Origin of the sequence: Massilia agilis (assembly GCF_024756255.1) — a bacterium.
Classification (GTDB): domain Bacteria; phylum Pseudomonadota; class Gammaproteobacteria; order Burkholderiales; family Burkholderiaceae_D; genus Telluria; species Telluria agilis.
The window spans coordinates 1,408,870-1,434,897 of the sequence record NZ_JANUHB010000002.1 but is presented as its reverse complement, the minus strand read 5'-3'; the positions used below and the strand labels follow the sequence as shown (position 1 = coordinate 1,434,897).

The following is a 26,028-nucleotide window of genomic DNA, read 5'->3' as shown; positions in this document are numbered from 1 at the left end:
GGACAGGGCGCGGGCTCTCGGTAGGGGCAGATCTTCTGCCCACGCGTTCAACCGGCGCACGAACAGCCGCCTGCCGGTCTCACCGCACGAAAAAAAACCCAGGGTCCGCCCTGGGTTTTTTGTTGGATGAAGCGCGCGTCAGTGCGTGACCTGCGCGTCCGTCAGCGCCGTGTAGCCGACCAGGACGACTTCGACCACCGAGTGCTTGCCGCCATTGTTGCTGAACTCGAACGTGGCCGTGCTGGCGTCCATCACGCCGTCGCCATTGGTGTCGAGCAGGCCATGGCCGAGATAGACATAGTTGCTCGAGTAGGCCAGCAAATCATTGCCGTCAAAGCCGTTGAACACGATGCGGCCATTGATGTCGGACAGGCCGTGGTTGACCGTGAAGGTGGTCACCGGGTTCGGCGCCGGCGCCGGTGCCGCTTCGGCCGCGCCCGCCACGCTCACGGTGATGGTTTGCGATGCCGAGCCGTCGAGCGAGCTGACCTGCAGCTTGTCGAACACCACGTCGCCTGCGTTCAGCGCCTGCACGTTGGCGTCGCCGTTGCGCAGCAGGTAGCTCCATTCGCCGGTGTCCTTGTTGAAGCTGAAGTCGCCGTAGGTGCCGGCCAGCGATACCGGCGCGGCAAAGGCGGCTTCGCCCGCGTCCACGTCCTGCACGGTGAGCACACCTTGCGCGGCCAGCGTCGCGTCTTCGCCGACCGCACCCGTGGCGTTGCCGCCGATCGTTGCGGCGTCGTTGGCGCCGGTGACGTCCACATGCAGGGTCGCGCTGGCAGTGCCGTCGAGCGAGCTGACCACGATCTCGTCCGATACCACCTTGCCGCCGTTCAGGGCCTGCACGTTGGCGTCGCCGTTACGCAGCTGGTAGCTCCATGCGCCGGTGTCCTTGTCGAAGCTGAAGTCGCCGTAGGTGCCGGTCAGCGTGGGCGCTGCGGCGAACACCGACTGGCCGTGGTCGCGGTCGTGCACCGCGAGCGATGCGGCAGCGGACAGCGTGCCGTCCTCGCCAACCGCGCCCAGGCCGTTGCCGGTGATCGAGGCGGTGTCGTTGGCGCCGACCAGGTTGAACGACAGCGTCACCGGGGCCGATGCGGCGCCGTGCTCGTCGCGGGCGACCACGGTGAAGCTGGCGTTGGCGGTTTCGCCAGCGGCCAGCGCGTCGATCTGGTCGGCGTCGGCGAGGAAGCTGTACGCGCCGGTCTTGGAGTCCACCACCAGCTGGCCGTAGGTGCCGGCAAAGCCCTGGGTGCTGTCGGCCAGGCTGTAGGTCAGCACGCTGCCGTGGTCAACGTCGTGGCCGGCCAGGGTGCCGGTGATCGCGGCCGGGGTGTCGTCGGCGGCGCTGTCCTGCAGCGCGACAGTCGCCACCGATGCCAGCGTGGGCGCGTCGTTGGCGCCGGCGATCTTCACGGTCACGGTCGCGGTGCTCAGCGCGCCGTTGGCCATGCGCACGGTGTACACGAACGAGTCGGTGAAGGTCTCGCCTTCGGCATAGCTTTGCAGCGACGCGCGCAGGGCGCTGGCGTCGTAGCCGACGGTGCCGTCGGCATTGATGGTGATGCTGGCGCCGCTCGCGAGCACGGCGCTGGTGGCGACCGGGAATTGCGCGGTCGCGCTGTAGGACGACACGTTCTGAACCAGCGAATACAGTTTCGCCGCGCCCGGATCATTGTCCAGGACGTTCAGTTTTGCCGAGAGATTATCTTCCGTCAGCCCGGTTGCTGCGCTGGTCAGCAGGTCATCTTTTGCCGCACCGGTGAGGGTCGCGACTTTGACACTAGTCTGGGTTGCCATTGGTTGTTTTCCTTATGAGCGCCGTGGTTGCGGCTTGGTTGGTCGCAACCCGGCCATCTCCGAGGAGACCCGTTGGCTTTCCGGCCCTGCATCGCTGCAGGTGTGGCAAGCAAGTATTTTCTTTCTGAAAATAATTTTTATCAATGAATAAATACTTATTTTGTTTTTAATAAGAAACTATTTGTGGTGAATATGCGTCAACATTTCACGCGGGCATTTCAACAGTGAAATAAAGCAAAATACGCGGCCAATTTCGGGCGCAGGATTTAACGAAGACTTCATCCCACCGTGCCATGACGCGTGGCGATGGCGTTGCGGCGGATATGGCACAATGCGCCTATCGTTAAGAGAAAGAGCAAAGATGACCCCATTTGAACCGAACCTGTCCTCGCTGTCGGTCGCGCGTGATGTGCTGTTGTCGCCCTTCGGGCTTGACGAAGGCAAGCTGCTGCTGACGCTGGGAACCATGTTCACCCACAAGGTCGACTACGCCGACCTGTATTTTCAGTTCACCAAGAGCGAAGGCTGGAGCCTGGAAGAAGGCATCGTCAAGAGCGGCAGCTTTTCGATCGACCAGGGCGTGGGCGTGCGTGCCATTTCCGGCGAAAAGACCGCCTTTGCCTATTCGGACGACATTTCGGAGGCGGCCCTGCTGGACGCGGCTGCGGCCACCCGTACCATCGCGCGCGCCGGCACTGGCCGCATCAAGGTAGCCACCAGCGCACGCCCCACCGGCGGCCGTTCGCTGTACCTGCCGCACGACCCGCTCGTCTCGCTCGATGCGGCGGCCAAGGTCAGCCTGCTCGAGCGTGTGGAAAAGATCGCCCGCGCCAAGGATCCGCGCGTGGTGCAGGTGATGGCCGGCCTGGCTGGCGAATACGACGTGGTGCTGGTGGTGCGCAGCGACGGCGTGCTGGCGGCGGACATCCGCCCGCTGGTGCGCGTGTCGGTGACCGTCATCGCCGAGCAGAACGGGCGGCGCGAGATGGGCTCGTCCGGCGGCGGCGGGCGTTACGACTACAGCTACTTCACCGATGAGGTGCTGGAGCGCTACGCGACCGAGGCGGTCAAGTCGGCCTGCGTCAACCTCGAGGCGCGTCCGGCCCCGGCCGGCCCGATGACCATCGTACTGGGGCCGGGCTGGCCCGGCGTGCTGCTGCACGAGGCGATCGGCCACGGCCTGGAGGGCGATTTCAACCGCAAGGGCTCGTCCGCGTTCTCGGGCCGCATCGGCGAGCGCGTGGCGGCGCCGGGCGTGACCGTGGTCGATGACGGCACGCTCAAGGACCGCCGCGGCTCGCTCAACATGGACGACGAGGGCAACCCGACCCAGTGCACCACGCTGATCGAGGACGGCATCCTGAAGGGCTACATCCAGGACACGATGAACGCGCGCCTGATGAAGATGCCGGTCACCGGCAATGCGCGCCGCGAGTCGTTCGCGCACCTGCCGATGCCGCGCATGACCAACACCTACATGCTGGCCGGCGACAAGGACCCGCGCGAGATCATCGAGTCGGTCAAGAACGGTTTGTTTGCGGTGAACTTCGGCGGCGGCCAGGTGGACATCACCAACGGCAAGTTCGTGTTCTCGGCCAGCGAGGCCTACATGATCGAGAACGGCAAGGTGACCTATCCGGTCAAGGGCGCAACCCTGATCGGCAACGGCCCGGACGTGCTCAATCGCGTGTCCATGATCGGCAACGACATGCGCCTCGATTCGGGCGTGGGCGTGTGCGGCAAGGAAGGCCAGAGCGTGCCGGTCGGCGTGGGCCAGCCGACCCTGCGCATCGAAGACGTGACGGTGGGCGGTACGGCGTAACGCCCGGTCGTCCGCGGCACATCAAACCCGGCGTTGCCGGGTTTTTTTTCGCCATCAATGGATGCCCGAGTGGTTGTGCAGGCGGTGGTTGAACGCGTGGGCAGGAAACCTGCCCACCCTACGTGAGCCGCTCAGTTGCGTAGGGTGGGCAGATTCTGCCCACGCGTTCAACCAGCTTTTGCGCGGCCGCGCGTTTCGTTCTTGCCCGATCGTCAGAACGTGTAGCGCGCCCCCAGCGTCAGCATGCGCCCGCGCGCGCCCTCGAAGTCCAGCGGGTTGTACGACTGCGCGCCGTAGGTCAGCGGGTCCAGCGGAGGCAGCTTGTCGAACAGGTTCTGGATCGAGCCGAACACCTCCCATTTCGGCGCCGGCTTCCAGCGCGCGGTCAGGTCGAAGGTGGTGAACGAGGCGATCTCGCAGTCGCTCGGCGCCCCCGTGACGCCGTCGGCAAAGGTGCTGGCGCAGCCGGCCGGGTCACCCTGGAACAGCACGTTCTTGAAGTGGCTGCGGTAGTTGATCGTCATCGTCACGCGCCACTTGTCGCGCTCCCAGTTCAGGTGCACGTTGGCCCGGTTGCGCGGGGTGCCGGCGCAGTTGGTCACGTCGCAGTTGCCGTGCGTGCCGGCGAAATCGCGCCGCGTGCCGTCGCGTTCGGTGCGCTCCCAGCGGTACAGGTGGGTCAGCTTGCCGTCGATCGACACGTTGCCGTAGCCCTGCGGCAGGGGAAAGCCGTAGCGCGCATCCAGGTCGATGCCCTTGACCACCGACTGCGACGAGTTGATGAAGGTGCCTTCCACCACGCTGATCGCGCCCGGGTCGCCCGGCACCGTGGGGTCGGCGGTGCTCGGGTCGCGCAGCACCGAACCGGACGCGATCGCATCGGTCACCTGCACCTGGTTGATCTCGTCGCGCCGCTTGATGCGCCACAGGTCCACCGACACGCTGGTGCGCGGCAGCGGGTCCCAGATCGCGCCGATGTCCCAGCTGCTCGAGTGTTCCGGCGCCAGGTTCGGATTGCCGCGCGTGATCAGCGCGACCGGCGCCGGGTTGCAGGCCGCCTCCACCCCGAGCGCGCAGCGCACCGGGTCGTCCGCGGTGGCGAACGCGGCCAGGCCCCCGACGCCGTTTTCCGCCGGGCCCGGCGCGCGGAAGCCGCGCGCGTAAGTGCCGCGCACCGCCAGTTCGCGCAGCGGCGTCCACTTGATGCCGGCCTTCGGGGTCCAGGAACTGCCCACGTCGGTGTAGCGGTCCCAGCGCATTGCCGCCGACAGCTCGACCTTGTACGGCAGCGGCGCCAGTCCCTCGGCATACAGCGCGGACACGTTGTGCGAGCCCTTGTAGCCGGAGAAGCCCAGCCCGATGATGTTGCCGCGCTCGGTACCGGTGACCGGGTTCAGCTCGCTCATTTCATGGCGAAACTCACCGCCCACCGCCGCGCCCAGCGCGCCCCACGGCAGGATGCCGGCGAAGTCGCGCGTAGCCTTGAAGTCGACCAGCGCCAGCTCGGTGCTCGCGCGGCTGTGGATGGTGGGCGAGAGCGCCTGGTACAGCGCCGGCGAGTTCAGGCCGGCGTTTTCGGCGATGCGCCAGAAGGTGCCCGGCGGCAGCGCCGCGTAGGCGGGGTTGCCCATTGCCGCGGCCACGTTCGCGGCCGTCGGGTTGAGCAGGGCAAAGGCCACGTCGCGCTGCAGGTAGCCGTTCAAGTGCTGCCATACGTTGTTGTGCGAGTACACGATCGCGCTGTCGTAGTCCCAGCCGTACAGCGAGCCCTTCAGCCCGGCCATGAAACGGATGAAGTTGGAATCGATGTTGGTCCGGCGCGAACCGACGTCGCCCGCCAGGTAGCGCAGCCGTGCCGGCGAGCCGAAGTAGGGATTGTCCGGATGGTTGGCGCCCAGCGCCACGCCGGCGTTGCTGACCGCGCCGGCGGGCGAGCCTTCGCTGGCCGACACCGTGGACGGCGTAGTCGAGGTGTCGGTCGCGTTGGTGTAGTAGATCAACTCCGTGAACGCCTGGTGCTTGGGATGGAACTGCCATGTGCCGCGCCCGTACACGCTGATGCTCTCCTGGACTGGCAGCACCTGCGAGTAGCGCAGCGGCGCGTCGATCAGGCAGCCGCCGCCCGGGTCGTCCTGCGGGTGGTCGGTGAAGTTCGCGCAATTGGCGCCCGGGAAGAAGCGGGTGAAACCGGTGGCCGGCGACAGGTTGCCGCGGTTGAAGTAGTCGAGCGTGGCCGGGTTGCGCACGTTGCCGTTGATGGCGCTGCCGGCGGCGTTGGGCCCGGTGATGGCGCCGGTGCCGCCCAGCGCCTGCTGGGCCGAGAAATTCCAGCGGCGCAGGTCGAGCCGGCAGGTCCAGTCGCGGTCGGTGCGGTCGCTGCACTGGATGTTGTCCAGCTTTTTGTATTCCAGCGACAGCAACGCATTCCACTTGTTCTCGTCCAGGTCGCCAAAGCCCATCGTGTACGCGGCCGTGGTCTGCTCGCCGTCCCAGTAGTCGGTGATGCCGTCCGAGGCGCGCACGGTGTGGCCGGTGAACGAGTTGCGCAGGATGACGTTGACCACGCCGGCGATCGCGTCCGAGCCGTAGGTGGAGGACGCGCCCTCGAGCAGGATCTCGATGCGGTCCACCGCGTCGGCCGGGATGATGTTCAGGTCGGTGAACTGCTTCTGGCCGTCGTCCGACAGCCCGTACGGCGCCACGCGCCGCCCGTTGACCAGCACCAGGGTCGAGGCCACGCCCATGCCGCGCAGCGAGATGCCGGAGGCGCCCGGCGCGAAACCGTTGCCGAAGCTGCTCGGCACCGAGCCCTGGTTGTCCACCGCCAGGCTCTGCAGCAGCTCGGCCACCGTCGCCTTGCCGGATTTTTCGATGTCGTTGCGGTTCACGGTCAGCACTTCCTGCGAGGTCTCGGCCTGGCTGCGCCGGATCAGCGAGCCGGTCACCTGGACCCGCTGGACCGGTTGCGCCTGCTCGGGCGCCGGCGCGGGCGCCGGCCGCGGCGCGGTTTCTTGTGCCAGGGCTTGCATGGGCAAGGCAAGCAGGGCGAGGCCGGCCACGCCGCCGCCCGCGAACAAGCGGCGCAGGGTTCGCGATAACAATGTTTCGTTCATGTCCAGACTCCAAATGTGGGGTGTTGGATCCCTGTCCGGCTCGCCATCCGCGCGCCAGCCGGTGGTGTCATGCGTGCGCGCCGCGACCCTGTCCAGCACAAGGACAAGGCGCAGTCCGGTCGGGGGCTTGCTGCGACTTTTGCATCGGGGTCAATGAGCAGTCTGATATCTCTCAAGCGTGACCGGGGGAGCAGGCTGCGCTGTGGGCTTGTCGCAACCGGTCGCGGAACGCTGGTGCCGGCGTCGGCAATGCGGGTGTGCCGCTGTCGCGAAATCGCCGCGTGCGCGAGGAGCAATCTTGTTGACAGGTGTAGTCAGTTTTGCAACACTCATCCGACGCCGGCCCCGTGCCGTTACGAGGAGAAAGCAATGCGTAGGCTGCTGCAAGCGTTATGCCTGATGTTCCTGTGCCGGGCCGCACTGGCCGAGCCCGCGGTCGCGTCCTTCAGCCCGCAGGGACAGGTCAAGCAGGTGCGCCAGGTGACCGCCCGCTTCACCAGCCAGATGGTGCCGTTCGGCGCGCTGGGCGCACCCGATCCGTTCGTGGCCGAGTGCCCGGAGCAGGGACACGGACGCTGGATCGACGGCAGCACCTGGAGCTACGACTTCGAGCGCGACCTGCCGGGCGCCGTGGCGTGCCGCTTTCGCCTGCGCGAGGGGCTGCGCGACCTGGCGGGCCAGGCGCTTGCCGGCGAGCAGGTCTTTTCGCTGAATACCGGCGGACCGGCCATCGTGCAAAGCCTGCCGCGCGAAGGCGCCTTCGGCATTGACGAGCGCCAGGTGTTCGTGCTCGCGCTCGATGCGGCGCCGGCGCAGGACAGCATCGAGCAACATGCCTGGTGCCGCGCCGACGGCATCAACGAACGGATCGGGGTGCGCGTGCTGGGCGGCGCAGAGCGCGAGCGTTTCCTCGCGCTGCGGCGCGACTTCGTGGACCGCTACCTGACCATCTATTTCCAGGCCCGGGGCGTGGTGTGGCGCGCCCGTACGCCCTTGCGCTCGCACCGGGCCGAGCAGTTGCCGGTGGTGGTGTTGCAATGCCAGCGGGCGCTGCCGGCGGACAAGGAGGTGGCGCTGGTCTGGGGCCCGGGCATCCGCGCCGCCAACGGGATCGCCACCGACAGCGAGCAAAAGCTGGCCTTTCGCACCCGCCCGGATTTCAGCGCCAGGGTCAGCTGCGACCGGGTGCGCGCCAAGGGCGGCTGCATTCCCTTCCTGCCGGTGCGGCTGGCGTTCTCGGCGCCGGTGCGCGCGTCCGACGCCGCCGGCGCCTACCTGCAGGGGCCTGGCGGCACACGCTATCGCGCGCGCATCGGCGCCGAGGACGCCAAGGCGCAATTCGTGAGCGCGGTCGATTTTCCCGGCCCGTTCCCGGCCAGCGCCAACCTGTCCCTGCACCTGCCCGCCGGCCTGAAGGACGACGCCGGCCGCGCGCTGGTCAACCAGACGCGCTTTCCGATGCCGGTGCGGATCGACGAGCAGCCGCCGCTGGTCAAGTTTGCCGCGCCGTTCGGCATCGTCGAAGCGCGTGGCGACCGCATGCTGCCGGTCACCGTGCGCAATGTCGAACCGGCGCTGGCCGGCCGGCTGCAGGGCGGCGGCGCCAGCGTGCGCATGGGCGCGGGGCAGGAAAACGAGGTCATCGGCTGGCTGAAGAAACTCGCGGGTGGGCGCAGCGACGACTGGAGCTTCGGCTTCCAGTACGCGGACGAACTGGAGCGATCGCTGCTGGCGGACGAGCCCGGGGCGCGCAAGTTCACGCTGCCCAAGCCCAATGGCCGCCGCGCATTCGAGGTGATCGGTATCCCGCTGCGCCGGCCCGGCTTCTACGTGGTCGAACTGGCCAGCCCGCGGCTGGGCGCGGCCCTCAACGCCCACGGCAAGACTGCCTATGTGCACAGCGCCGCGCTGGTCACCAACCTGGCCGCCCACTTCAAGCACGGCGCGCAGTCGTCGCTGGTGTGGGTGACCTCGCTCGACAAGGGCCTGCCGGTGGCGGGTGCGCAGGTCGAGGTGCGCGACTGCGCCGCCAAGCTGCTGTGGAGCGGCACGACCGACGCGCAGGGCCTGGCGCGCATCGGCGCCGAGCTGCCGGAGTCGGCCTGCAAGGGCAACCGCGCGTATTTCGTCAGCGCGCGCAAGGGCGACGATTTCACCTTCACGCTGTCGGACTGGAACCGCGGGATCGAAACCTGGCGCTTCCACCTGCCCGAGGGCGACTTGCTGGACGACTCGCGCAGCATCGCCACCGTGTTCGACCGCTCGCTGCTGCGTGCCGGCGAAACGCTGCACATGAAGCACTTCCTGCGCCGCCGCACCGGCGAGGGCTTTGCGCTGGTCGGGGCCGGCGACGCGCCGCCGCGCCCGCGCACCGACTGGCGCACCGGCCAGCAGATAGCCGAGCCGAGCGCGCTGCCGCGCCAGGTGATGCTGGTGCACCAGGGCAGCGACACCAAGGTGACGCTGCCAATCGTGTGGGACGCAAACGGCAATGCCCAGGGCGAGTGGAAGATCCCGGCCGAGGCCAAACTGGGCGTGTACGAGGTGATGATCGCGGGCCAGTCATCGGGCAGTTTCCGTGTGGAGCAGTTCCGCGTGCCGACCATGCGCGCCGTGCTGGAGGGGCCGAAGGAGCCTGCGGTGGCGGCCGAGCGCGTTGAGCTGAACGCCCAGGTCAGCTACCTGGCCGGCGGCCCGGCCGGCGGCGCGCCCGCCACGCTGCGCACCGTGGTCGAGGACCGCAACGTGAGTTTCGATGACTACGGAGACTTCCGGTTTGCCGCCGGTGACGTCAAGGAGGGCATGGTCAAGCAGGGCGCTTCCTTCGACGATGACGAAGGCGAGTGGAGCGGCGAGGAACAGGAAGGGGCGGGCAGGGGCGCCGCGCAAACGCGGCCACTGGTGCTCGATCGAGCGGGCGGCGCGCACGTCGTGGTGGACCGGCTCGCGCGCAGCGACGAGCCCAAGGCGCTGCTGGCCGAACTGTCCTACCAGGACGCCAACGGCGTGACCCAGACGGTATCAACCCGCGTGCCGCTGTGGCCGTCGCGCTATGTGGTGGGCATCAAGCCGGATGGCTGGATGCTCTCGCGCGACGCGCTGCGCTTCCAGGTGGCCGTGCTCGACGTGGCCGGACGCCCGGTGCCGGGCGCACAGGTCGCCGTCGACTTTTTCAAGCGCGCCACCTATTCGCACCGGCGCCGCCTGGTGGGCGGCTTCTACGCCTACGAGAACGCGGCCGAGATCAAGCGCTTGGGTCCCGCCTGCGAAGGCGCGACCGACAGCCACGGTCTCCTGCTGTGCCAGGTCAAGGCGCCGGACGAGGGTAACCTGATCCTGCGCGCCCGCACCCAGGACGAGGCCGGGCGAGCCAGCGTCACGTCGCACGAGGTGTGGGTGGCCGGGCGCGAGAACACATGGTTCCAGGTCACCGACAACGACCGCACCGACCTGCTGCCGGAGAAGAACCGCTACGAACCGGGCGCCGAGGCACGCTTCCAGGTGCGTAGCCCCTTCCGCGAAGCCACCGCGCTGGTGACGGTGGAGCGCGAGGGCGTCCTCGACACCTATGTGCGGCATGTGTCCGGGCGCGACCCCGTGGTCGCCATTCCTATAAAGGGCAGCTATGCGCCCAACGTGTTCGTGTCGGTCATGCTGGTGCGCGGGCGCGTGGCCAGCGTGCCGCCCACGGCGCTGGTCGATCTGGGCAAGCCCGCGTACAAGCTCGGCATCGCGCCGGTGCGGGTGGGCTGGGCCGCGCACGAACTGACGGTGCGGGTCGAGGCCGACAAGCCGGTGTACAAGGTGCGCGAGCGCGCCAGCGTGCGGGTCAAGGTGGCACGGGCCGATGGCGGCGCGCTGCCGGCCGGCGCCGAGGTTGCGCTGGCGGCGGTCGACGAGGGCCTGCTCGAGCTCATGCCCAACGACAGCTGGAACCTGCTCGAGACGATGATGGCCCAGCGCGGCCTGCAGGTGCGCACCGCGACCGCGCAGATGCAGGTGGTCGGCAAGCGCCACTTCGGCCGCAAGGCCGTCGCCCACGGCGGCGGCGGCGGGCGCGGCCAGGCGCGCGAACTGTTCGAGACGCTGCTGCTGTGGCGCGGCAAGGTGGCGCTGGATGCCGACGGCAGCGCGCAGGTCGAGGTCCCGCTCAACGACTCGCTGACCAGTTTCCGGATCGTGGCCATCGCCAGCGCCGGCGCCGGCCTGTTCGGCACCGGGCACACCGTGGTGCGCAGCACCCAGGACCTGATGCTGCTGTCCGGCCTGCCCAACCTGGTGCGCGAAGGCGACCGCCTGCGCGCCGGCTTCACCGTGCGTAACACCTCCGCCGCGCCGATGAGCGTGCGGCTGCAGGCGAAGGTGGCGGCCGACCGCGCGAGCGCGCAAGCGCTGCCGCCACAGGACGTGCAGCTCGCCCCCGGCCAGGCGCAGGAGATCGGCTGGGACTACGCGGTGCCGCAGGCCGCCGCGCTGCAGTGGGAGGTTCAGGCCAGCGCGCCCGGCGCACAAGACAGGCTGCGCATCGCCCAGACCGTCCAGGCCGCGGTGCCGGTGCGCACGCTGCAGGCCACGCTGGTGCGGCTGGACGGCCCGGCCACGATCAAGGTGGCGCGGCCGGCCGGCGCGCTGCCGGGACATGGCGGCGTGCAGACCACCTTCAGCCCCAGGCTGGCCGGTGCGATGCCCGGGGTGCGCGACTTCATGGCGGCCTATCCCTACACCTGTCTCGAACAGCGCGCCTCGCAGGCGGTGGCGCTGCGCGATGCGGCGCGCTGGAAGGAAGTGGTGGCCTCGCTGCCGGCGCTGCTCGATGCGGACGGCCTGGCCAAGTTCTTCGCGCCCATGGAATACGGCAGCGACAGCCTGACGGCCTACCTGCTGGCGCTGTCCGACGAGGCGGGATACGCGATTCCCGCGGAGGTGGCGCAGCGCATGCAGGAAGGCCTGCGCGGCTTCGTGCAGGGCCGGGTGGTGCGCGGCTCCGGCCTTGCCACCGGCGAGCTCGCGGTGCGCAAGCTGGCCGCGCTTGAGGCATTGTCCAGGCACGGCGGCGTGCAGCCCGACATGCTCGAATCGTTCGACCTGCAGCCCAACCTGTGGCCGACCTCGGCGGTGATCGACTGGTACCTGGTCCTGCGCCGCACCGGGCGCATCGCGAACCGGGACGCATTGATGGCGCAGGCCGAGAACATCCTGCGCGCGCGCCTGAACCTGCAGGGCACCACGATGGGCTTTTCGACCGAGCGCAACGACGACTGGTGGTGGCTGATGGCTTCCCCGGACCTGAACGCCAACCGCCTGCTGCTGGCGATGCTGGACAACCCGCGCTGGCAAGCCGACATGGGGCGCCTCGCGCGCGGCACGCTGGGGCGCCAGCGCCGCGGCCACTGGCAGACAACGCTGGCCAACGCCTGGGGCGTGCTGGCGATGGAAAAATTCTCGAACCGGTTCGAGGCCGAGCCGGTCACCGGCACCAGCAGCGCCACCCTGGCCGGCGGCTGGTCCAGCCCCGCCAAATGGAGCGGCGCGGTGCCGGCGCGCGTGCTGCAGGCCTGGCCCGAGCGCGACGGCGAGCTGACCCTGCGCCATGACGGCAAGGGCAAACCGTGGGCCACGGTGCAAAGCCTGGCGGCGGTGCCGCTGGCCGCGCCGCTGTCCACCGGCTACCGCATCACCCGCACCATCACGCCGGTGGAGCAGCAGGCCAAGGGCGCGTGGAAGCGCGGCGACGTCTACCGCGTGCACCTGGACATCGACGCGCAGTCGGACATGACCTGGGTGGTGGTGGACGACCCGGTGCCCGCGAGTGCGACCATCCTCGGCTCGGGGCTGGCGCGCGACTCGCAGATCGCGGCGTCGGGCGAGCGCCAGCGCGGCTGGGTGCTGCCGGCGTTTGTGGAGCGCCGCGCGGACGCCTACCGCGCCTATTTCGAGTTCGTCCCCAAGGGCAAATGGAGCGTGGAGTACACCGTCAGGCTCAATAACGAAGGGCGCTTCAACCTGCCGCCGACGCGGGTCGAGGCCATGTACAGTCCCGAGATGTTCGGCGAGCTGCCCAACGCGGCGGTCACGGTCGGCCGCTGATGAAACGGCTGCTGCCCGCCATCCTCTTCGTTGCGCTGCTGGCCGCGCGCGCGGCGCCGGCCGCCGTGCCGTCGCCGGCCGAGGTCAGGGCGGCCTGGCGCAGTTCGGATGCGCAGCTGCTCGACCGCCACGGCAAGCCGGTCGAAGCGGTGCGCGTCGAGCTGCGCGTGCGCCGCGGCGCGTGGGTGGCGCTGGCCGACATCTCGCCGGCGCTGGGCATGGCGGTGCTGCAGGCCGAGGACCAGCGTTTCATGGAGCACGGCGGCGTGGACCTGCTGGCGGCCGGGCAGGCCGCATGGGACAACCTGTTCCACGCGCATCCGCGCGGCGCCTCGACCATCACCATGCAGCTGGCCGCCTTGCTCGACCCGCGGCTGCGGGCCGGCGCCGGCGGGCGGTCGTGGACCCAGAAATGGGACCAGGCGCTGGCCGCGCGCGAGATCGAGGCCAGCTGGACCAAGCAGCAGATCCTGGAGGCCTACCTGAACCTGGTCCACTGGCGCGGCGAGCTGCAGGGCATCGGGGCCGCGTCGCAGGGCTTGTTCGGCAAGGCGCCGTCGGGCCTGACGCGCGGCGAGGCGGCGATCCTGGCCAGCCTGCTGCGCGCGCCCGCCGCCCAGGTGCGCGCGGTGGCACGGCGTGCCTGCCTGCTGGCGCGGGAGCTGCACGCCGACGACGACTGCGCGTCCATCGCATGGCAAACGGAGGTGGCGCTGGGCCGCCAGGCACAGGAACGCCCGGGCGGCCAGACGCTGCGTGCGGCGCTCGGCGGTGGCGCGGCGCCCGGTCCGGTGCGCAGCACGCTCGACGCCGGCCTGCAGCAATTTGCGCGCGATGCGCTGCGCCGCCACCTGGCCGCGCTGGCCGGACGCAACGTCAACCAGGGCGCCGCCGTGGTGATCGACAACGCCAGCGGCGAGATCCTGGCCTGGGTGGCCAATGCCGGCGACAGCGAGGTGGACGGGGTGACCGCGCCGCGCCAGGCCGGCTCCACGCTCAAGCCCTTCCTGTACGAGCTGGCCCTCGAGCGCCAGCTGCTGACGGCCGCCTCGCTGCTGGACGACAGCCCGCTGGACGTGGCCACCGCCGGCGGCCTGTACATCCCGCAGAACTATGACCGCCAGTTCAAGGGCTATGCGAGCGTGCGCACCAGCCTGGCCAGTTCGCTCAACGTGCCGGCGGTGCGCACCCTGATGCTGGCGGGGCTGGACCGCTTTTACGAACGCCTGCGCCTGCTTGGCATGGACAGCCTGCGCGAGGACAGCGCTTGGTACGGCTACTCGCTGGCGCTGGGCTCGGGCGACGTCAGCCTGCTGGCGCTGGCCAACGCCTACCGCACGCTGGCCAACGGCGGCATGCACAGCGCGGTGACCCTGCTGCCGCGCGCCCCCGCGCCGGCGCAGCGCGTGCTCGACGCGCGCGCCAGCTACATCGTCGGCGACATCCTGGCCGACCGCGCCGCGCGCAGCATGACCTTCGGCCTGTCCAACGAACTGGCCACCGGCTTCTGGAGCGCGGTCAAGACCGGCACCAGCAAGGACATGCGCGATAACTGGTGCGTCGGCTACTCGGACCGCTACACGGTCGGCGTCTGGGTCGGCAATTTCGACGGCAATGCGATGTGGGACGTGTCCGGCGTGTCGGGCGCGGCGCCGGTCTGGCGCGACGTGATGGACTACCTGCACCGCGACCGCCCTTCGCGCATGCCCGCGCCGCCGCCCGGCCTGGTGCGGCGCGATGTGGCGTTCCGCCCCGCGGTCGAGCCGCCGCGCCCGGAATGGTTCATGGCGGGTACCGACACGGCGCTGGTCGAACTGGTCGCGCCAGCCGAGCGCAGCGCCGCGATCGTGTACCCGGTGGACGGCAGTATCCTGGCGGCCGATCCCGACATTCCGGCCGCGAGCGAGCGCGTGATGCTGCAGGCGCAGGCGGGGCAGGGATTATCGTTCCGGCTCGACGGCGAAACGCTGGGCCCGGCCGGGCGCCAGCTCGCATGGCAGCCGCGTTTGGGCGAGCACCTGCTCGAACTGGTGGACGAGCAGGGCCGCTCGCGCGCGGCCGTCCGCTTCGAGGTGCGCGGGCAGGCCAGGGGCGGCGGACCATGAGTTGGCGCGACGGGGCTTGCCAAGCTGCGCAACTTGGGGGTATAGTCGTTTGAACTACCAGGACTTTCCAATGCGCTTTTACGTCTTTACCTGCTATTTTTACTTTAGCCATTCCAGCCGACCGGCGGTGGAGTAACGGCAGGTTCACGCTCAGCAGCACGAACAAGTCCGACGCAAGATTCCAGAAACCGCCAGCGATGGCGGTTTTTTTATTTTCAGAGTTCAAAACGGAGAAACCGCAATGCCCCGCACCGACGACTTACGCATCCGCGAAATGAAGGAACTGACGCCGCCCTCGCACTTGATACGCGAGTTTCCGGTAACCCCGGCGGCGGAGCACACCGCGGCGGGGGCGCGCACGGCGCTGCATCGCATCCTGCACGGCCAGGACGACCGCCTGCTGGTGGTGATCGGCCCGTGCTCGATCCACGACCCGAAGGCCGCGCTCGACTACGCCAGCCGCCTGGCCGAGCAGCGCCGCCGCTTCATCGGCGAGCTGGAGATCGTGATGCGCGTGTATTTCGAAAAGCCGCGCACCACGGTCGGCTGGAAGGGCCTGATCAATGACCCGTACATGGACAACAGCTTCCGCATCAACGACGGCCTGCGCATGGCGCGCGAGCTGCTGCGCGACATCAACGAGATGGGCCTGCCGGCCGGCACCGAGTTCCTCGACGTGATCAGCCCGCAGTACATCGCCGACCTGGTCAGCTGGGGCGCCATCGGTGCCCGCACCACCGAGTCGCAGGTGCACCGCGAGCTCGCTTCCGGCCTGTCGTGCCCGGTCGGCTTCAAGAACGGCACCGACGGCAACATCAAGATCGCGGTGGAAGCGATCAAGGCCGCCTCGCAGCCGCACCACTTCCTGTCGGTGACCAAGGGCGGCCACTCGGCGATCGTGTCGACCTCGGGCAACGAAGACTGCCACATCATCCTGCGCGGCGGCAAGGCGCCCAACTACGACGCTGCCAGCGTCGAGGCGGCCTGCCAGCAGATCGCCGCGCTCGGCCTGGCCTCGCGCCTGATGATCGACGCCTCGCACGCCAACAGCAGCAAGAAGCCGGAGAACCAGGTGCCGGTGTGCGCCGACATCGGGCGCCAGATCGCCGGCGGCGACGAGCGCATCGTCGGCGTGATGATCGAGTCGCACCTGGTGGCCGGGCGCCAGGACCTGGTGCCGGGCAAGGAACTGACCTACGGCCAGTCGATCACGGACGGCTGCATCGACTGGGACACCAGCGTGCAGGTGCTGGAAGGACTGGCGGCGGCGGTGCGCCAGCGGCGCCTGAAGGACGAGTCGTAAATACTTCTTGCTAATTAGTATTTACCGGGATCAAAATCGTATGTATCACGCATACGAAAGGGATCCCGGTGCAAGACAGCAGGCAACAGACGGCGGCACTTGAAGCGGAAGTGCTCAAAGCGGTGCAGCGCGGCGACGAGCGGCGCGTGGCGCAGTTGTGGGAACGGCTGCTCGAGGTCGCGCCCGACCACCCGCGCGCGCTGCTGGCGTTGGGGCAGCGCGCGTTTCGCGCGGGCGACCTGGCGCGTGCACGCCAGCTGCTGTCGCACCTGGTCAAGGTGGACGGCCGCGACAAGCAGCAGTGGATCAACCTGGCCGTGGTCTGCCTGGCCCAGCAGGACGAGGCAGGCGAGGAAGAGGCGATCCGCGGCGCGCTGATGGTGGACCCGGCCGACCTGGTCGGACTGATCCTGCGCGCCAACCTGTACCAGCGCCAGGGCCGGCGCCACGAGGCTGCGGCGGCCTACGGCGCGGTGGCCACGGTGGCCCCGCCGCTCGAACGCCTGACCCCCGAGCTGCGCCCCGCCGTGCAGGACGCCATGGCCTACCAGGAGCAGTACCAGCGCGACTACGCCGCATTCCTGGACGACTACCTGGCCCCGGCCCAGTCCGAACTGCAGGGCGAAAATCTGTCGCGCTTTCGCGAGTCGCTCGACATCATGACCGGCCGCAAGCGCCGCTTCGATTCGCAGTCGGCGCTGTTCCACTTCCATGGCCTGGCGCCGATCACCTTCTTCGACCGCGCCTCCTTTCCGTGGCTGGACGCGATCGAGGCGCAAACCGACGCCATCCGCGAGGAATTCCTGGCCGTGCTGGCCGAAGACAATGGCTTCACGCCCTACCTGAACTACAACGAGGACCAGCCGCTGAACCAGTGGGTGGAGCTGAACAAGTCGCTGCGCTGGAGCGCCTTCCACCTGATCGAGGCCGGCCGGCCCAACGAGGCCAACGCCGCGCGCTGCCCGGTCACGATGGCCGCGCTCGCGGGTGCGCCGCAACCGGACCAGCCGGGCCGCACGCCGGTGGCGATGTTCTCGGCGCTCAAGCCGAGGACGCGCATCCCGCCCCACTGCGGCGTGAGCAACGTGCGCCTGGTGACCCATCTGCCGCTGATCATTCCGCCGGGCTGTGGCTTCCGGGTCGGCAACGACGTGCGCGAGTGGGTGCCCGGCAAGGCATGGGTGTTCGATGACACCATCGATCACGAAGCCTGGAACGACAGCGACCAGCTGCGCGTGATCCTGATGTTCGACATCTGGCACCCGCACCTGACCGAGGCCGAGCGCCGCATGGTCACCGCCATGTCGCGCGGCATCCAGGCCTTTACCCAGACCACGGGCGGCTTCGGCCTCTGACATCCCGCCTCTACAACGCCGCCGCGCGCCCGGCGGCGTTTTTTTGCACGCTCAAATAAAAAATCGCCGCCAGCGTTGCCACTGGCGGCGATCAACTGACGCCGGCAGGTACGCCGGCGGTCCTTCCCGGAAAATCAGAAGCGGTAGGTCAGGTTCGCATAGACGAAGCGGCCATACGAGTCATACACCTGCGGATAGGTGTTGCCGTTGCCGTAGCTCGAACCAACCGAGCTGGACGATGCGATCGGCGGATCCTTGTCCAGCAGGTTGTTCACGCCCACCGACAGCGCCATCTTCTTGTTGAAGCGGTAGGTGCCGCTCAGGTCGATGAAGCTGCGCGAAGCCATGTACGCGTCACGCTTGGTGTCGAGCTCGCCAGCCAGCAGCGGGTTCGCATCCAGCATGTCGTTCTTCACGCGGTCGAAGTAGCGCCAGGTGAGCGACAGGTCGAAGTTGTACGGGCTCGACCAGGTCGTGCGGAACTTGTGGCGCCATTTCGGGGTCGGCGTGTTGCAGGTCGGGCCGTACAGGCCGGCGCAGTCATACTCGCCCATGCCCGGCAGGTTCTCGACGGTGTAGGTCTTCACGTAGGTACCGTTCAGGGTGAAGTCCAGGCCGCCCAGTCCAGCCAGCTTGGTGCGGTAGCTGGCGCCCAGGTCAACACCCGAGGTGCCTTGCGAACCGATGTTGGTCGTGCCGGCTTCCACGTAGCCGCTCTGCAGCAGCCACAGCGAGCCGAGCGAGTCGCGGTGCACCATCTTGCAGTACAGCGGGTTGCCAGTGGTCAAGCACTGCTGGAACACCGACTGTGCGTTCACGCTCTGGATCGCGTCCTTGATTTTCAGGCGGAATGCGTCCACCGTGATGGTCAGGTTCTTGATCGGGTCGAGCACGAAGCCGAGGGTGACGGTGTCGGCGGTTTCCGGCTGCACGTTCGGGTTGCCGCCGGTACGGCCGTTGTACTGGTTGGTCGAGTTTTCAGCGACCTTGCCGTACAGGCTGGCCGGCAGGCCGGTGTTGGCGCACTGTGCCTGGGTAGCCTTCGGCTTCTCGCCGCCGCACGGGTCGTCGGTCGGGCCGGCCAGCTGCACCGATTGCGGGGTGTACAGCTCGAAGATGTTCGGGGCACGGGCAGCGCGCTGCACCGAACCGCGCACGCGCGCCATCTCGACCGGCTGCCAGTCGATGCCAACGCCGTAGGTGTTGGTGTTCGAGCCGGTGCTGTAGTTCGAGCGGCGGTACGAGGCCGACAGGTCCAGGTGCTTGGAGAACGCGGCGTTATCCAGCAGCGGCACCTTGATCTCGCCGTAGGTTTCCTTGACGTTGTACGAGCCGGCCACCGGGACGGTCGGGCCGCCCGAGCCGGACAGGTCGCCGGTCTGGTTCTCGAAGTCCGGGGTCAGGACCAGCTTCTCGACACGCTGCTCGTAGCCCACCGACACGCCCACGCCGTTCTCGGCGGTCGGCAGCTTGATGCCGTAGGCGCCCAGGTCGTTGCCCAGGTTGATGCCGAACACGCTCTGCTGGGTGTAGCCGGAGTTGGTGCCGGCGGCCTGCAGGTAGTCCAGCGCTTCCTTGGTGATGCCGCCTTTGGTGTACAGGTTGTACGGCACGCAGGACGGGTCGGTGCCGTCCACCACCGAGCGGCAGACCGGCTTGCCGGTCTTCGGATCGGCCACCACGTCCAGCGCCTTGGTGATCAGGCGGCTCGAGAAGTAACCGGTGGCGTGGTCGTCGTGGTTCACGCGTGCGAACTGGCCGAACAGGTCGTAGGTCCAGCCGCCGCCGATGGTGCCTTTCACGCCCAGCACTTCACGGAACGACATGTCGCTGATGTGGCTGTTGCGCGGGCCGCCTTCGACGTTGCGCTTGCCGACGGTGACGGTCGCGGTGTCGCCCGGCTTGTTCAGGCCCAGCGCGGTGCGCCATGCGCTGTTGAGCAGCGGGTTTTCGTACGACAGGGTCGCTTGCTGGCCGTAGAAGATGCCGCCCGGCGCGATCTGCGCGTCGGTGGTGTACAGGTGGACGTTGAAGTCGCTGTACAGGCGCGCGTTCTCGTTGATGTCGTAATGCAGCGTCGAGTTGATGTTGTACTGGTCCGACGGACGCTGGAAGAAGTTCAGCGGGCCGAAGTTGTAGGCGTCGGTGGCCGACACGTACTTGCGCGGGTTGCCGTTGGCGTCCGGGGTCCAGCTGTTGATGCGGGCGATCGAAGTGCCCGAGCCGGAGCAGGCAAAGCCCGGGTCGGATGCGCCCAGCGAGCAGGCCGAGTAGTCGCGTTCCGATTGCAGCAGCGCGTCGGCGTGCTTGTGCGACACGAAGAAGGTGGCGTTACCCTTGTTGTCGGCAAAGTTGCTGCCAGCCAGCAGGCTGAAGTCGTACTTCTTGCCGTCGAAGCTCTTGTTGCCCGGCAGCGGGAAGCCCTTCTTGTTGACCACTGCCTGCACTTCGTCGCTGTGCTGCTGGTGGTTGGAACCGGACACGTTGGCCTGGAATTCCACGCCTTCGAAGCTGTCCTTCATGATGAAGTTGACCACGCCAGCCACTGCGCCCGAGCCGTACACGGCGCCGGCGCCGCCGGTCAGCACCTCGACGCGCTGGATCAGCTGCGACGGGATTTCGTTCAGGTCGGCTGCGGTCGTCAGTGCGCTGCCCGACGGCAGGCGTTTGCCGTTGACCAGCACCAGGGTGCGGCCGGCGCCCATGCCGCGCAGGTCCACGGTCGCGGTACCGGTGGCGCCGTTCGAGATCGCCGCGCCTTGCGAAGCGAACACCTGCGGCAGGTTGTTCATCAGGTCCTCGGTGTTCTTCGGACCGTCGATCTTGATGTCCTTGGCGCTGAGGGTGGTGATCGGGCTTGCCCCTTCGGTGTTCAGGGTCGGGATGCGCGAGCCGGTCACTTCAATGCGCTGCATCGGTGCCTGTGCGGCATCCTGCGCCAGCGCAGCCGAAGCGGCCACGGCCATGCCTCCTGCGAACATCAATCGAACTGAACGTGCTAGAACTGTTTCAACCATCATGATTTTGCGTTCCCGGTTAGTGCCATCCGGTCGGCTCGGGGCCAACGGTGGCATTCGTTATGAGGACCGCCCGTGATGGGTTACCCGGGCGGCATTTTTATTTACAGCCCGGCAATATCAACATTTGTCGAAATGCAAGTCAATCATGCATATAAGCTTCTGGCATAAATACAACTCTAGGCGGAATTGCCTAGTACAGGTTATTTACAAATCCGGCGCTTAGATGTATGCATGTTCGCTTTGCCGGCTTTTCCGGCGCGCCGGTGCGCCGCGGACGGAACGCAAAAAAGCCCGCCGGGCGCAGGGCGCGGCGGGCTTGGCCGAAAAGGCGGCGCGTCAGAACTGGTACTGGGCGCTCAGGTAGAACGTGCGGCCCACCGCGCTGGCGTAGCGCGGGTCGTAGCCCAGCTGGTGCGAGCCGGTGTTACGCAGCGTCAGCGGCGGTTTCTTGTCCGCCAGGTTCTGGATGCCGCCGGTGATGGAGAGGTTCTTCATCAGGCGGTACTGGGTTTGCCAGTCGAACGTGTAGTAGTGCGGCACATCCAGCTGCACGTCCGCGCAGTCGCCGTTGGCGTCGCCCACCGTCACCGAGCAGTCCTCGGCGGTGTAGTGCTTGTCCTTGTAGCCGCTGCGGTAGTTGGCGCCCAGGGTGTGGGTCCAGTTGCCGTACTCGGCGGTGCTGGAGGCGTGCAGCACGTGGCGGAAGCTGACCGCATCGTTGCTGCCGAACTGGCCCAGGCTGGTTTCCCACTGGTCGCTGGTGCCCGGCGTCGTGTAGCGCGACTTGAGCAGCCAGGTGCCGGCCAGCCGGTTGGTCAGGCGCACGTTGTCGACCTTGGCCTTGAACAGCAGGTCGTAGTCCAGGCCGCGGTTCTCTTGCTGGCCGATGTTGATCGGCATGAACACGATGGCCAGGGTCTTCTGGCCGGTCGAGGCCTTGTACTTGGTGGTGTACAGCGACAGGTACTTGTTCGGGTTGCTGGTGATCAGGCCCTCGCTGACATTGCTGACCGCGTTGCGGATCGCCACCTGCCACAGGTCGAACTTGGCGCTGAAGTTGGCGGTCGGCTCAAACACCGTGCCAATGGTCCATTGCTTCGACTTTTCCGGGCCGAGGTCGGGGTTGCCGCCCTGGAAGGCTTCGAGCTGGCCCTTGCCGTCCGGGCAGTACTGCGCCAGCGGATGGCTGGCCAGGCCGTTGGCGGCGTTGAGCGGGCACACGTAGCTGCCGCCGGTCACGCCGAAGTCGGACAGCGGCTGGCCGATCTGCGACATGCTGGCGGCCTTGAAGCCGGTGCCGTAGGCGGCGCGCAGCAGCCAGGTCTTGCTCGGCTGGTAGCGGGCGCTCAGCTTGTAGGTGGTGGCCGACTGGTCCTTGCCGACCGTGACGTTCTTGACCGAGTCGGTGATCTTGCTGATCGAGTCATAGCGCAGCGAACCGGTGATCTCCAGGTTCTTCAGCACCGGCACCAGCAACTCGCCGTATGCGCCGGCATTCTTGCGCGAGAAGTCGAACGACGGTTGCGGGTCGTCGAACAGGATCTCGGCATTGGCCACGGCCGCGTTAGGCATCTGGGCGTAGCTGGTGCTGCGCCAGTCCGCGCCCACGCCCAGCTGGGCATTGCCCGCCGGCAGCGCGAACAGGCTGCGCGAAGCACGCACGTCGGCGCCCTTCATCAGGATGTCGGTGGTGTTGTAGTTGCCGACGAACTGGGTTTTCTTCAGCGCGTCGATCATCGCCGCCGGCATCTGGCCCAGCGCGTACGGGAACGGATCGATGGTGCCGGCTGCCAGCGCGGCGTCGAACTTGTCGGCCAGCGGGAAGCCGCCGACGTAGTTCTGCGGCGAGTGGTTCTTCGAATACGTCAGCGCCGAGTTGATGTCCCAGCCCATGGCGCTGCCGTCGATGCCGGCCACCACGTGGGTGGTCTGGCTGGCGTAGTCGTAGGCGCGGCCGCCCAGGTCCTGCAGGCGGTAGGCCACGGTGGCGCTGGAGAAGCCGGACAGCTGTTCCGCGGTCAGGTAGGGCTGCACGTACTTGGCGAACAGCGGCGAGGACCGGGCCAGCGTGAACTCGGCCGGGTAGGGCGCGATGGTGGCGTACACGTGGGCGTCGTTGTAGGCCGCGGTGGCGAAGGCCTTGAAGCCGGTGTCGCCCAGCTTGATCTCGCCGTTGGCATAGATGCCGTCGCGCTTGATCTCGGGCGAGATTTCGATCGAGGTGGTGTAGTCGAAGTAGCAGCGGCCGTCACCCAGGTCCACGTGCGCGGCCGGGCATTTGCCGTTGATCTTCAGGTAGGGGTTGATCGCGACGGTCTTGCTCGAGCCGGCGGCGTTCTTGTATTTCACCGACACGTTCGGCGGGATCGAGCGCGACGAGCCGTTGAAGAATTCCAGCATCTGGCCGCTCTTCGGGTCGCGGAAGTCGATGATGCCGGTCTTGGCGAAGTCGCGCTGCGCGGCCTTCATGCGCTCTTCTTCCTGGTGGCTGGCCGACAGGTACAGGCTGTAGCCGTCGGTCTCCAGGTCGCCGAAGCCCTTGCTGATGCTGTACGATTTGCCCTTGGCGCCCGGGTGCTGCGGCTTGGTGATGCGCGCGTCCACCGTCAGCGGCGCCGCGCCTTTCTTGAGGATGAAGTTGACCACGCCGGCGATCGCGTCCGCGCCATACAGCGCCGAGGCGCCGTCGGTCAGCACTTCGATGCGTTCCACGGCCGACAGCGGGATCGAGTTCACGTCGATGGTGGTGCCGGAGTTGGCCGGCGCGATGCGGCGGCCGTTGAGCAGCACCAGGGTGTAGGCCGAGCCGACGTCGTGGATCGAGGCGGTGGTGACGCCGCCGCCGTTGCCGCCGACCGAGTCGGCCGCCACGGTAAAGCCCTGCATCACCGGCAGCTGCTGGATGAAGTCGGTGACCGAGGTCACGCCGCTGCGCTGGATGTCTTTCTGGTTGAAGGTCTGCACCGGCAGCGAGGCTTCCGCCGCGATGCGCTTGATGCTCGAGCCGGTGATCTCGACCCGGGCCATCGGCTGTTCGGCCGCGGCCTGGTCCTGCGCCCACGCCGCCTGCACGCCGAGCGCCATGCTGCCGGCGAAGATCAGGCGTACCGAGCGCGCCAGCACTGTTTCTTTGGTCATGTGTCTTCCTTGTACTTGTTGTCGGGAGTGACCGCATATGCACCGCAGCGCCAGGGCGCGGCGGCGTATTCACGGGCGGGGGGGATGACATCACCTGTGTATGTCTCGGGTCAATCCGATAACATTGCTTATGTGAAAATACAACGAAATACCACATGCATACCGGTGCATATGTTTACAGCACCGTTCCCAATGCGGTAAGGGAGCCTGCGGCGGGCATTTTTTTTGTGCCAACAGCCGGCCAATATCGGTTATCGTTACGCCTTCCGCTGGTGCTTGAGGGCAATGCGCACCAGCCTCCTCGGGACGTTTTCATGTTTGCTTATATCCTCCGGCGGCTCTGGCAGATGCTGCCGACCATGGCGGGCGTCGTGGTGCTGGTGTTCGTGCTGTTCAACTGGGTCGGCGGCGACCCGGCGTACCTGCTGGCAGGCAAGATGGCCAATGCCGAAGCGATCGCCAACATCCGCAAGCAGCTCGGCATCGACGAGCCGTACTACGTGCAGCTGTGGATCTTCGTCAAGCAGATCCTCACCTTCGACTTCGGCAACGCCTGGAGCACCGGCGAGCCGGTCTCGCACATCATTTCCAGCCGGCTGGGGCCGTCGCTGACGGTGCTGGTGCCGCTGACCATCCTCGAGACCCTGTTCGGCATTGCGGCCGCGCTCACGATCGCCTTCGTGCGCGGCTCGCTCACCGACCGCCTGGTGATGGTGGCCTGCACGGTCGGCATGTCGATCTCGATCCTGGTGTACATCATCGTGTTCCAGTACCTGCTGGCCTACAAGATGGGCCTGTTCCCGGTGCAGGGCTGGGGCGAGCACTTCGGCGAAAACCTGCTGCGCTACGCCACGCTCCCGATCCTGATCGGGCTCACCGTGTCGATCGCGCCCACGCTGCGCCTGTTCCGCAGCTTCGTGCTCGACGAAGTAGGGCAGGACTACGTGCGCACCGCGCGCGCCAAGGGCATGCCCGAGCGCCGCGTGGTGTGGGTGCACGTGCTCAGGAACGCGGCGATCCCGATCATCACGCACGTCATGGCCAACCTGCCGGCGCTGCTCATCGGCGCCTTCCTGCTCGAGCGCTTCTTCGGCATTCCGGGCATCGGGCGCGAAGTGATCCTGGCGGTCGAGCGCAGCGACTTCCCGGTGATTAAGGCGATCACGGTGTACGTGGCCGCCGCCACCATGGTGTTCAACCTGCTGGCCGACCTGATGTACCAGGCGGTCGATCCGAGGGTGCAACTGAAATGAGCGGCAATCCGGTGACCCTCGATCATGTGGCTTCGCCCGGCCTGTGGGCGCTCGCGTGGCGCCGCCTGCGCGCCGACAAGGTGGCCATGGGGTCGCTGGCGGTGGTGGCGGCCTTTTTGCTGATGCTGGTGCTGTCGGCCAGCGGCCTGGTGGCGGCCGACTGGGAGGACGAGGTGGCCGTGAATTACGCGCCGCCCACCTTCATGGGGCCGGACCCGGCGCTGGCCGCGGCCAGCGCGCGCGCCGCGCAGCCGGTGCCCGACAACGCCTTCGACCCGCTCGCGCCCGAGCTGCGCGAACTGCGCGCGCAGCTCGACAAACAGGGCGTGACGGCCCAGCGCGAGCGCCGCGCCACGCTGCCCTTCGGCGCCGACAAATGGGGCCATGACATCATCAAGAAAACCATCAAGGGCGGCGAGACCTCGATCGTGGTCGGGCTGGTGGCGGCACTGGTGGCGGTGGCGCTGGGCACGCTGTTCGGCGCCGTCTCGGGCTTTTACGGCGGCCGCGTGGACGATTTGTTCAACTGGTTCTACAGCGTGTTCACCTCGATCCCGTCGATCCTGATGATCCTGACCGTGGCCGCGGTGCTGCAGCAAAAGGGCGTGCTGACGATCGTGCTGATCCTGGGCCTGACCGGCTGGACCGGCCCGTACCGCCTGATCCGCGCCGAATACATCAAGCACAAGGCGCGCGAATACGTGATGGCGGCCGACGCCATCGGCGCGTCCAGCTGGCGCAAGATGTTCGCCCACATCTTCCCCAACGTTTCGCACGTGGCGCTGGTGCAGATGTCGATCCTGGTGGTCGGCTTCATCAAGGCCGAGGTGATCCTGTCTTTCCTCGGCTTTGGCGTGCCGGTCGGCGTGGTCTCGTGGGGCAGCATGCTCAACGAGGCGCAGAACGAGCTCATTCTCGGCAAATGGTGGCAGCTGACCGCGGCCGCCAGCGCGATGGCGCTCCTGGTGACGGCGTTCTCGCTGTTCACCGACGCGCTGCGCGACGCGCTCGACCCCAAACTGAAGTGAGGCA

General features: G+C 67.7%; 11 protein-coding genes and 1 riboswitch. Of the genes, 7 read left to right on the top strand and 4 right to left on the bottom strand.

The window, feature by feature from the left end; genetic code table 11:
- Positions 1 to 138: 138 nt before the first annotated feature.
- The gene (locus NX774_RS13600) at positions 139 to 1,800 is read right to left on the bottom strand and encodes a VCBS domain-containing protein (protein ID WP_258822709.1); all 1,662 of its coding nucleotides are present in this window, start codon (positions 1,798 to 1,800) and stop codon (positions 139 to 141) included.
- Positions 1,801 to 1,840: 40 nt separating this feature from the next.
- Positions 1,841 to 1,917, bottom strand: a riboswitch (cyclic di-GMP riboswitch).
- A gap of 244 nt (positions 1,918 to 2,161) precedes the next feature.
- Here NX774_RS13600 and tldD point away from each other — a divergent pair.
- A complete protein-coding gene (gene tldD / locus NX774_RS13595; protein WP_258822708.1) occupies positions 2,162 to 3,622 on the top strand; it encodes a metalloprotease TldD in 1,461 nt (486 codons plus the stop codon).
- A 212-nt stretch (positions 3,623 to 3,834) separates the two neighbouring features.
- On the opposite strand, the gene NX774_RS13590 is transcribed toward tldD, so the two are convergent.
- Entirely contained in the window at positions 3,835 to 6,735 is a 2,901-nt protein-coding gene (locus tag NX774_RS13590) for a TonB-dependent receptor (protein WP_258822707.1), read from the bottom strand.
- Between the two features lie 369 nt (positions 6,736 to 7,104).
- On the opposite strand from NX774_RS13590, the gene NX774_RS13585 reads away from it, so the two are divergent.
- The 4 genes from NX774_RS13585 to NX774_RS13570 all read left to right on the top strand — a co-directional run bounded on the left by NX774_RS13585 (position 7,105) and on the right by NX774_RS13570 (position 17,585).
- A complete protein-coding gene (locus NX774_RS13585) occupies positions 7,105 to 12,822 on the top strand; it encodes an alpha-2-macroglobulin family protein (RefSeq protein WP_258822706.1) in 5,718 nt (1,905 codons plus the stop codon).
- Positions 12,822 to 14,927, top strand: coding sequence for a penicillin-binding protein 1C (pbpC, locus tag NX774_RS13580; protein ID WP_258822705.1), 2,106 nt, complete (start codon positions 12,822 to 12,824; stop codon positions 14,925 to 14,927). Before NX774_RS13585 ends, pbpC begins: the two co-directional genes overlap by 1 nt.
- Positions 14,928 to 15,168: 241 nt before the next feature.
- Positions 15,169 to 16,230, top strand: coding sequence for a 3-deoxy-7-phosphoheptulonate synthase AroG (aroG, locus tag NX774_RS13575; RefSeq protein WP_258822704.1), 1,062 nt, complete (start codon positions 15,169 to 15,171; stop codon positions 16,228 to 16,230).
- 68 nt (positions 16,231 to 16,298) lie between these two features.
- Positions 16,299 to 17,585, top strand: a complete 1,287-nt coding sequence (locus tag NX774_RS13570) for an aspartyl/asparaginyl beta-hydroxylase domain-containing protein (protein ID WP_258822703.1) — start codon at positions 16,299 to 16,301, stop codon at positions 17,583 to 17,585.
- Positions 17,586 to 17,719: 134 nt separating this feature from the next.
- Here the strand turns inward: NX774_RS13570 and NX774_RS13565 are convergent, their stop codons facing one another.
- Together NX774_RS13565 and NX774_RS13560 are read right to left on the bottom strand one after the other, a co-directional pair.
- On the bottom strand, positions 17,720 to 20,551 hold the full coding sequence (locus NX774_RS13565; protein ID WP_258822702.1) for a TonB-dependent receptor domain-containing protein: 2,832 nt from the start codon (positions 20,549 to 20,551) through the stop codon (positions 17,720 to 17,722).
- A gap of 390 nt (positions 20,552 to 20,941) precedes the next feature.
- Positions 20,942 to 23,743 (bottom strand): TonB-dependent receptor domain-containing protein, encoded by a 2,802-nt coding sequence (locus tag NX774_RS13560; protein ID WP_258822701.1) that lies wholly within the window; start codon positions 23,741 to 23,743, stop codon positions 20,942 to 20,944.
- Positions 23,744 to 24,057: 314 nt separating this feature from the next.
- Between NX774_RS13560 and NX774_RS13555 the strand changes: the two genes are divergently transcribed.
- A complete protein-coding gene (locus NX774_RS13555; protein WP_258822700.1) occupies positions 24,058 to 24,996 on the top strand; it encodes an ABC transporter permease in 939 nt (312 codons plus the stop codon).
- Positions 24,993 to 26,024: an ABC transporter permease gene (locus tag NX774_RS13550; protein WP_258822699.1), complete on the top strand. Its 1,032-nt coding sequence runs from the start codon at positions 24,993 to 24,995 to the stop codon at positions 26,022 to 26,024. The genes NX774_RS13555 and NX774_RS13550 overlap by 4 nt, the downstream gene beginning before the upstream one ends.
- The last annotated feature ends 4 nt before the right edge of the window (positions 26,025 to 26,028 follow it).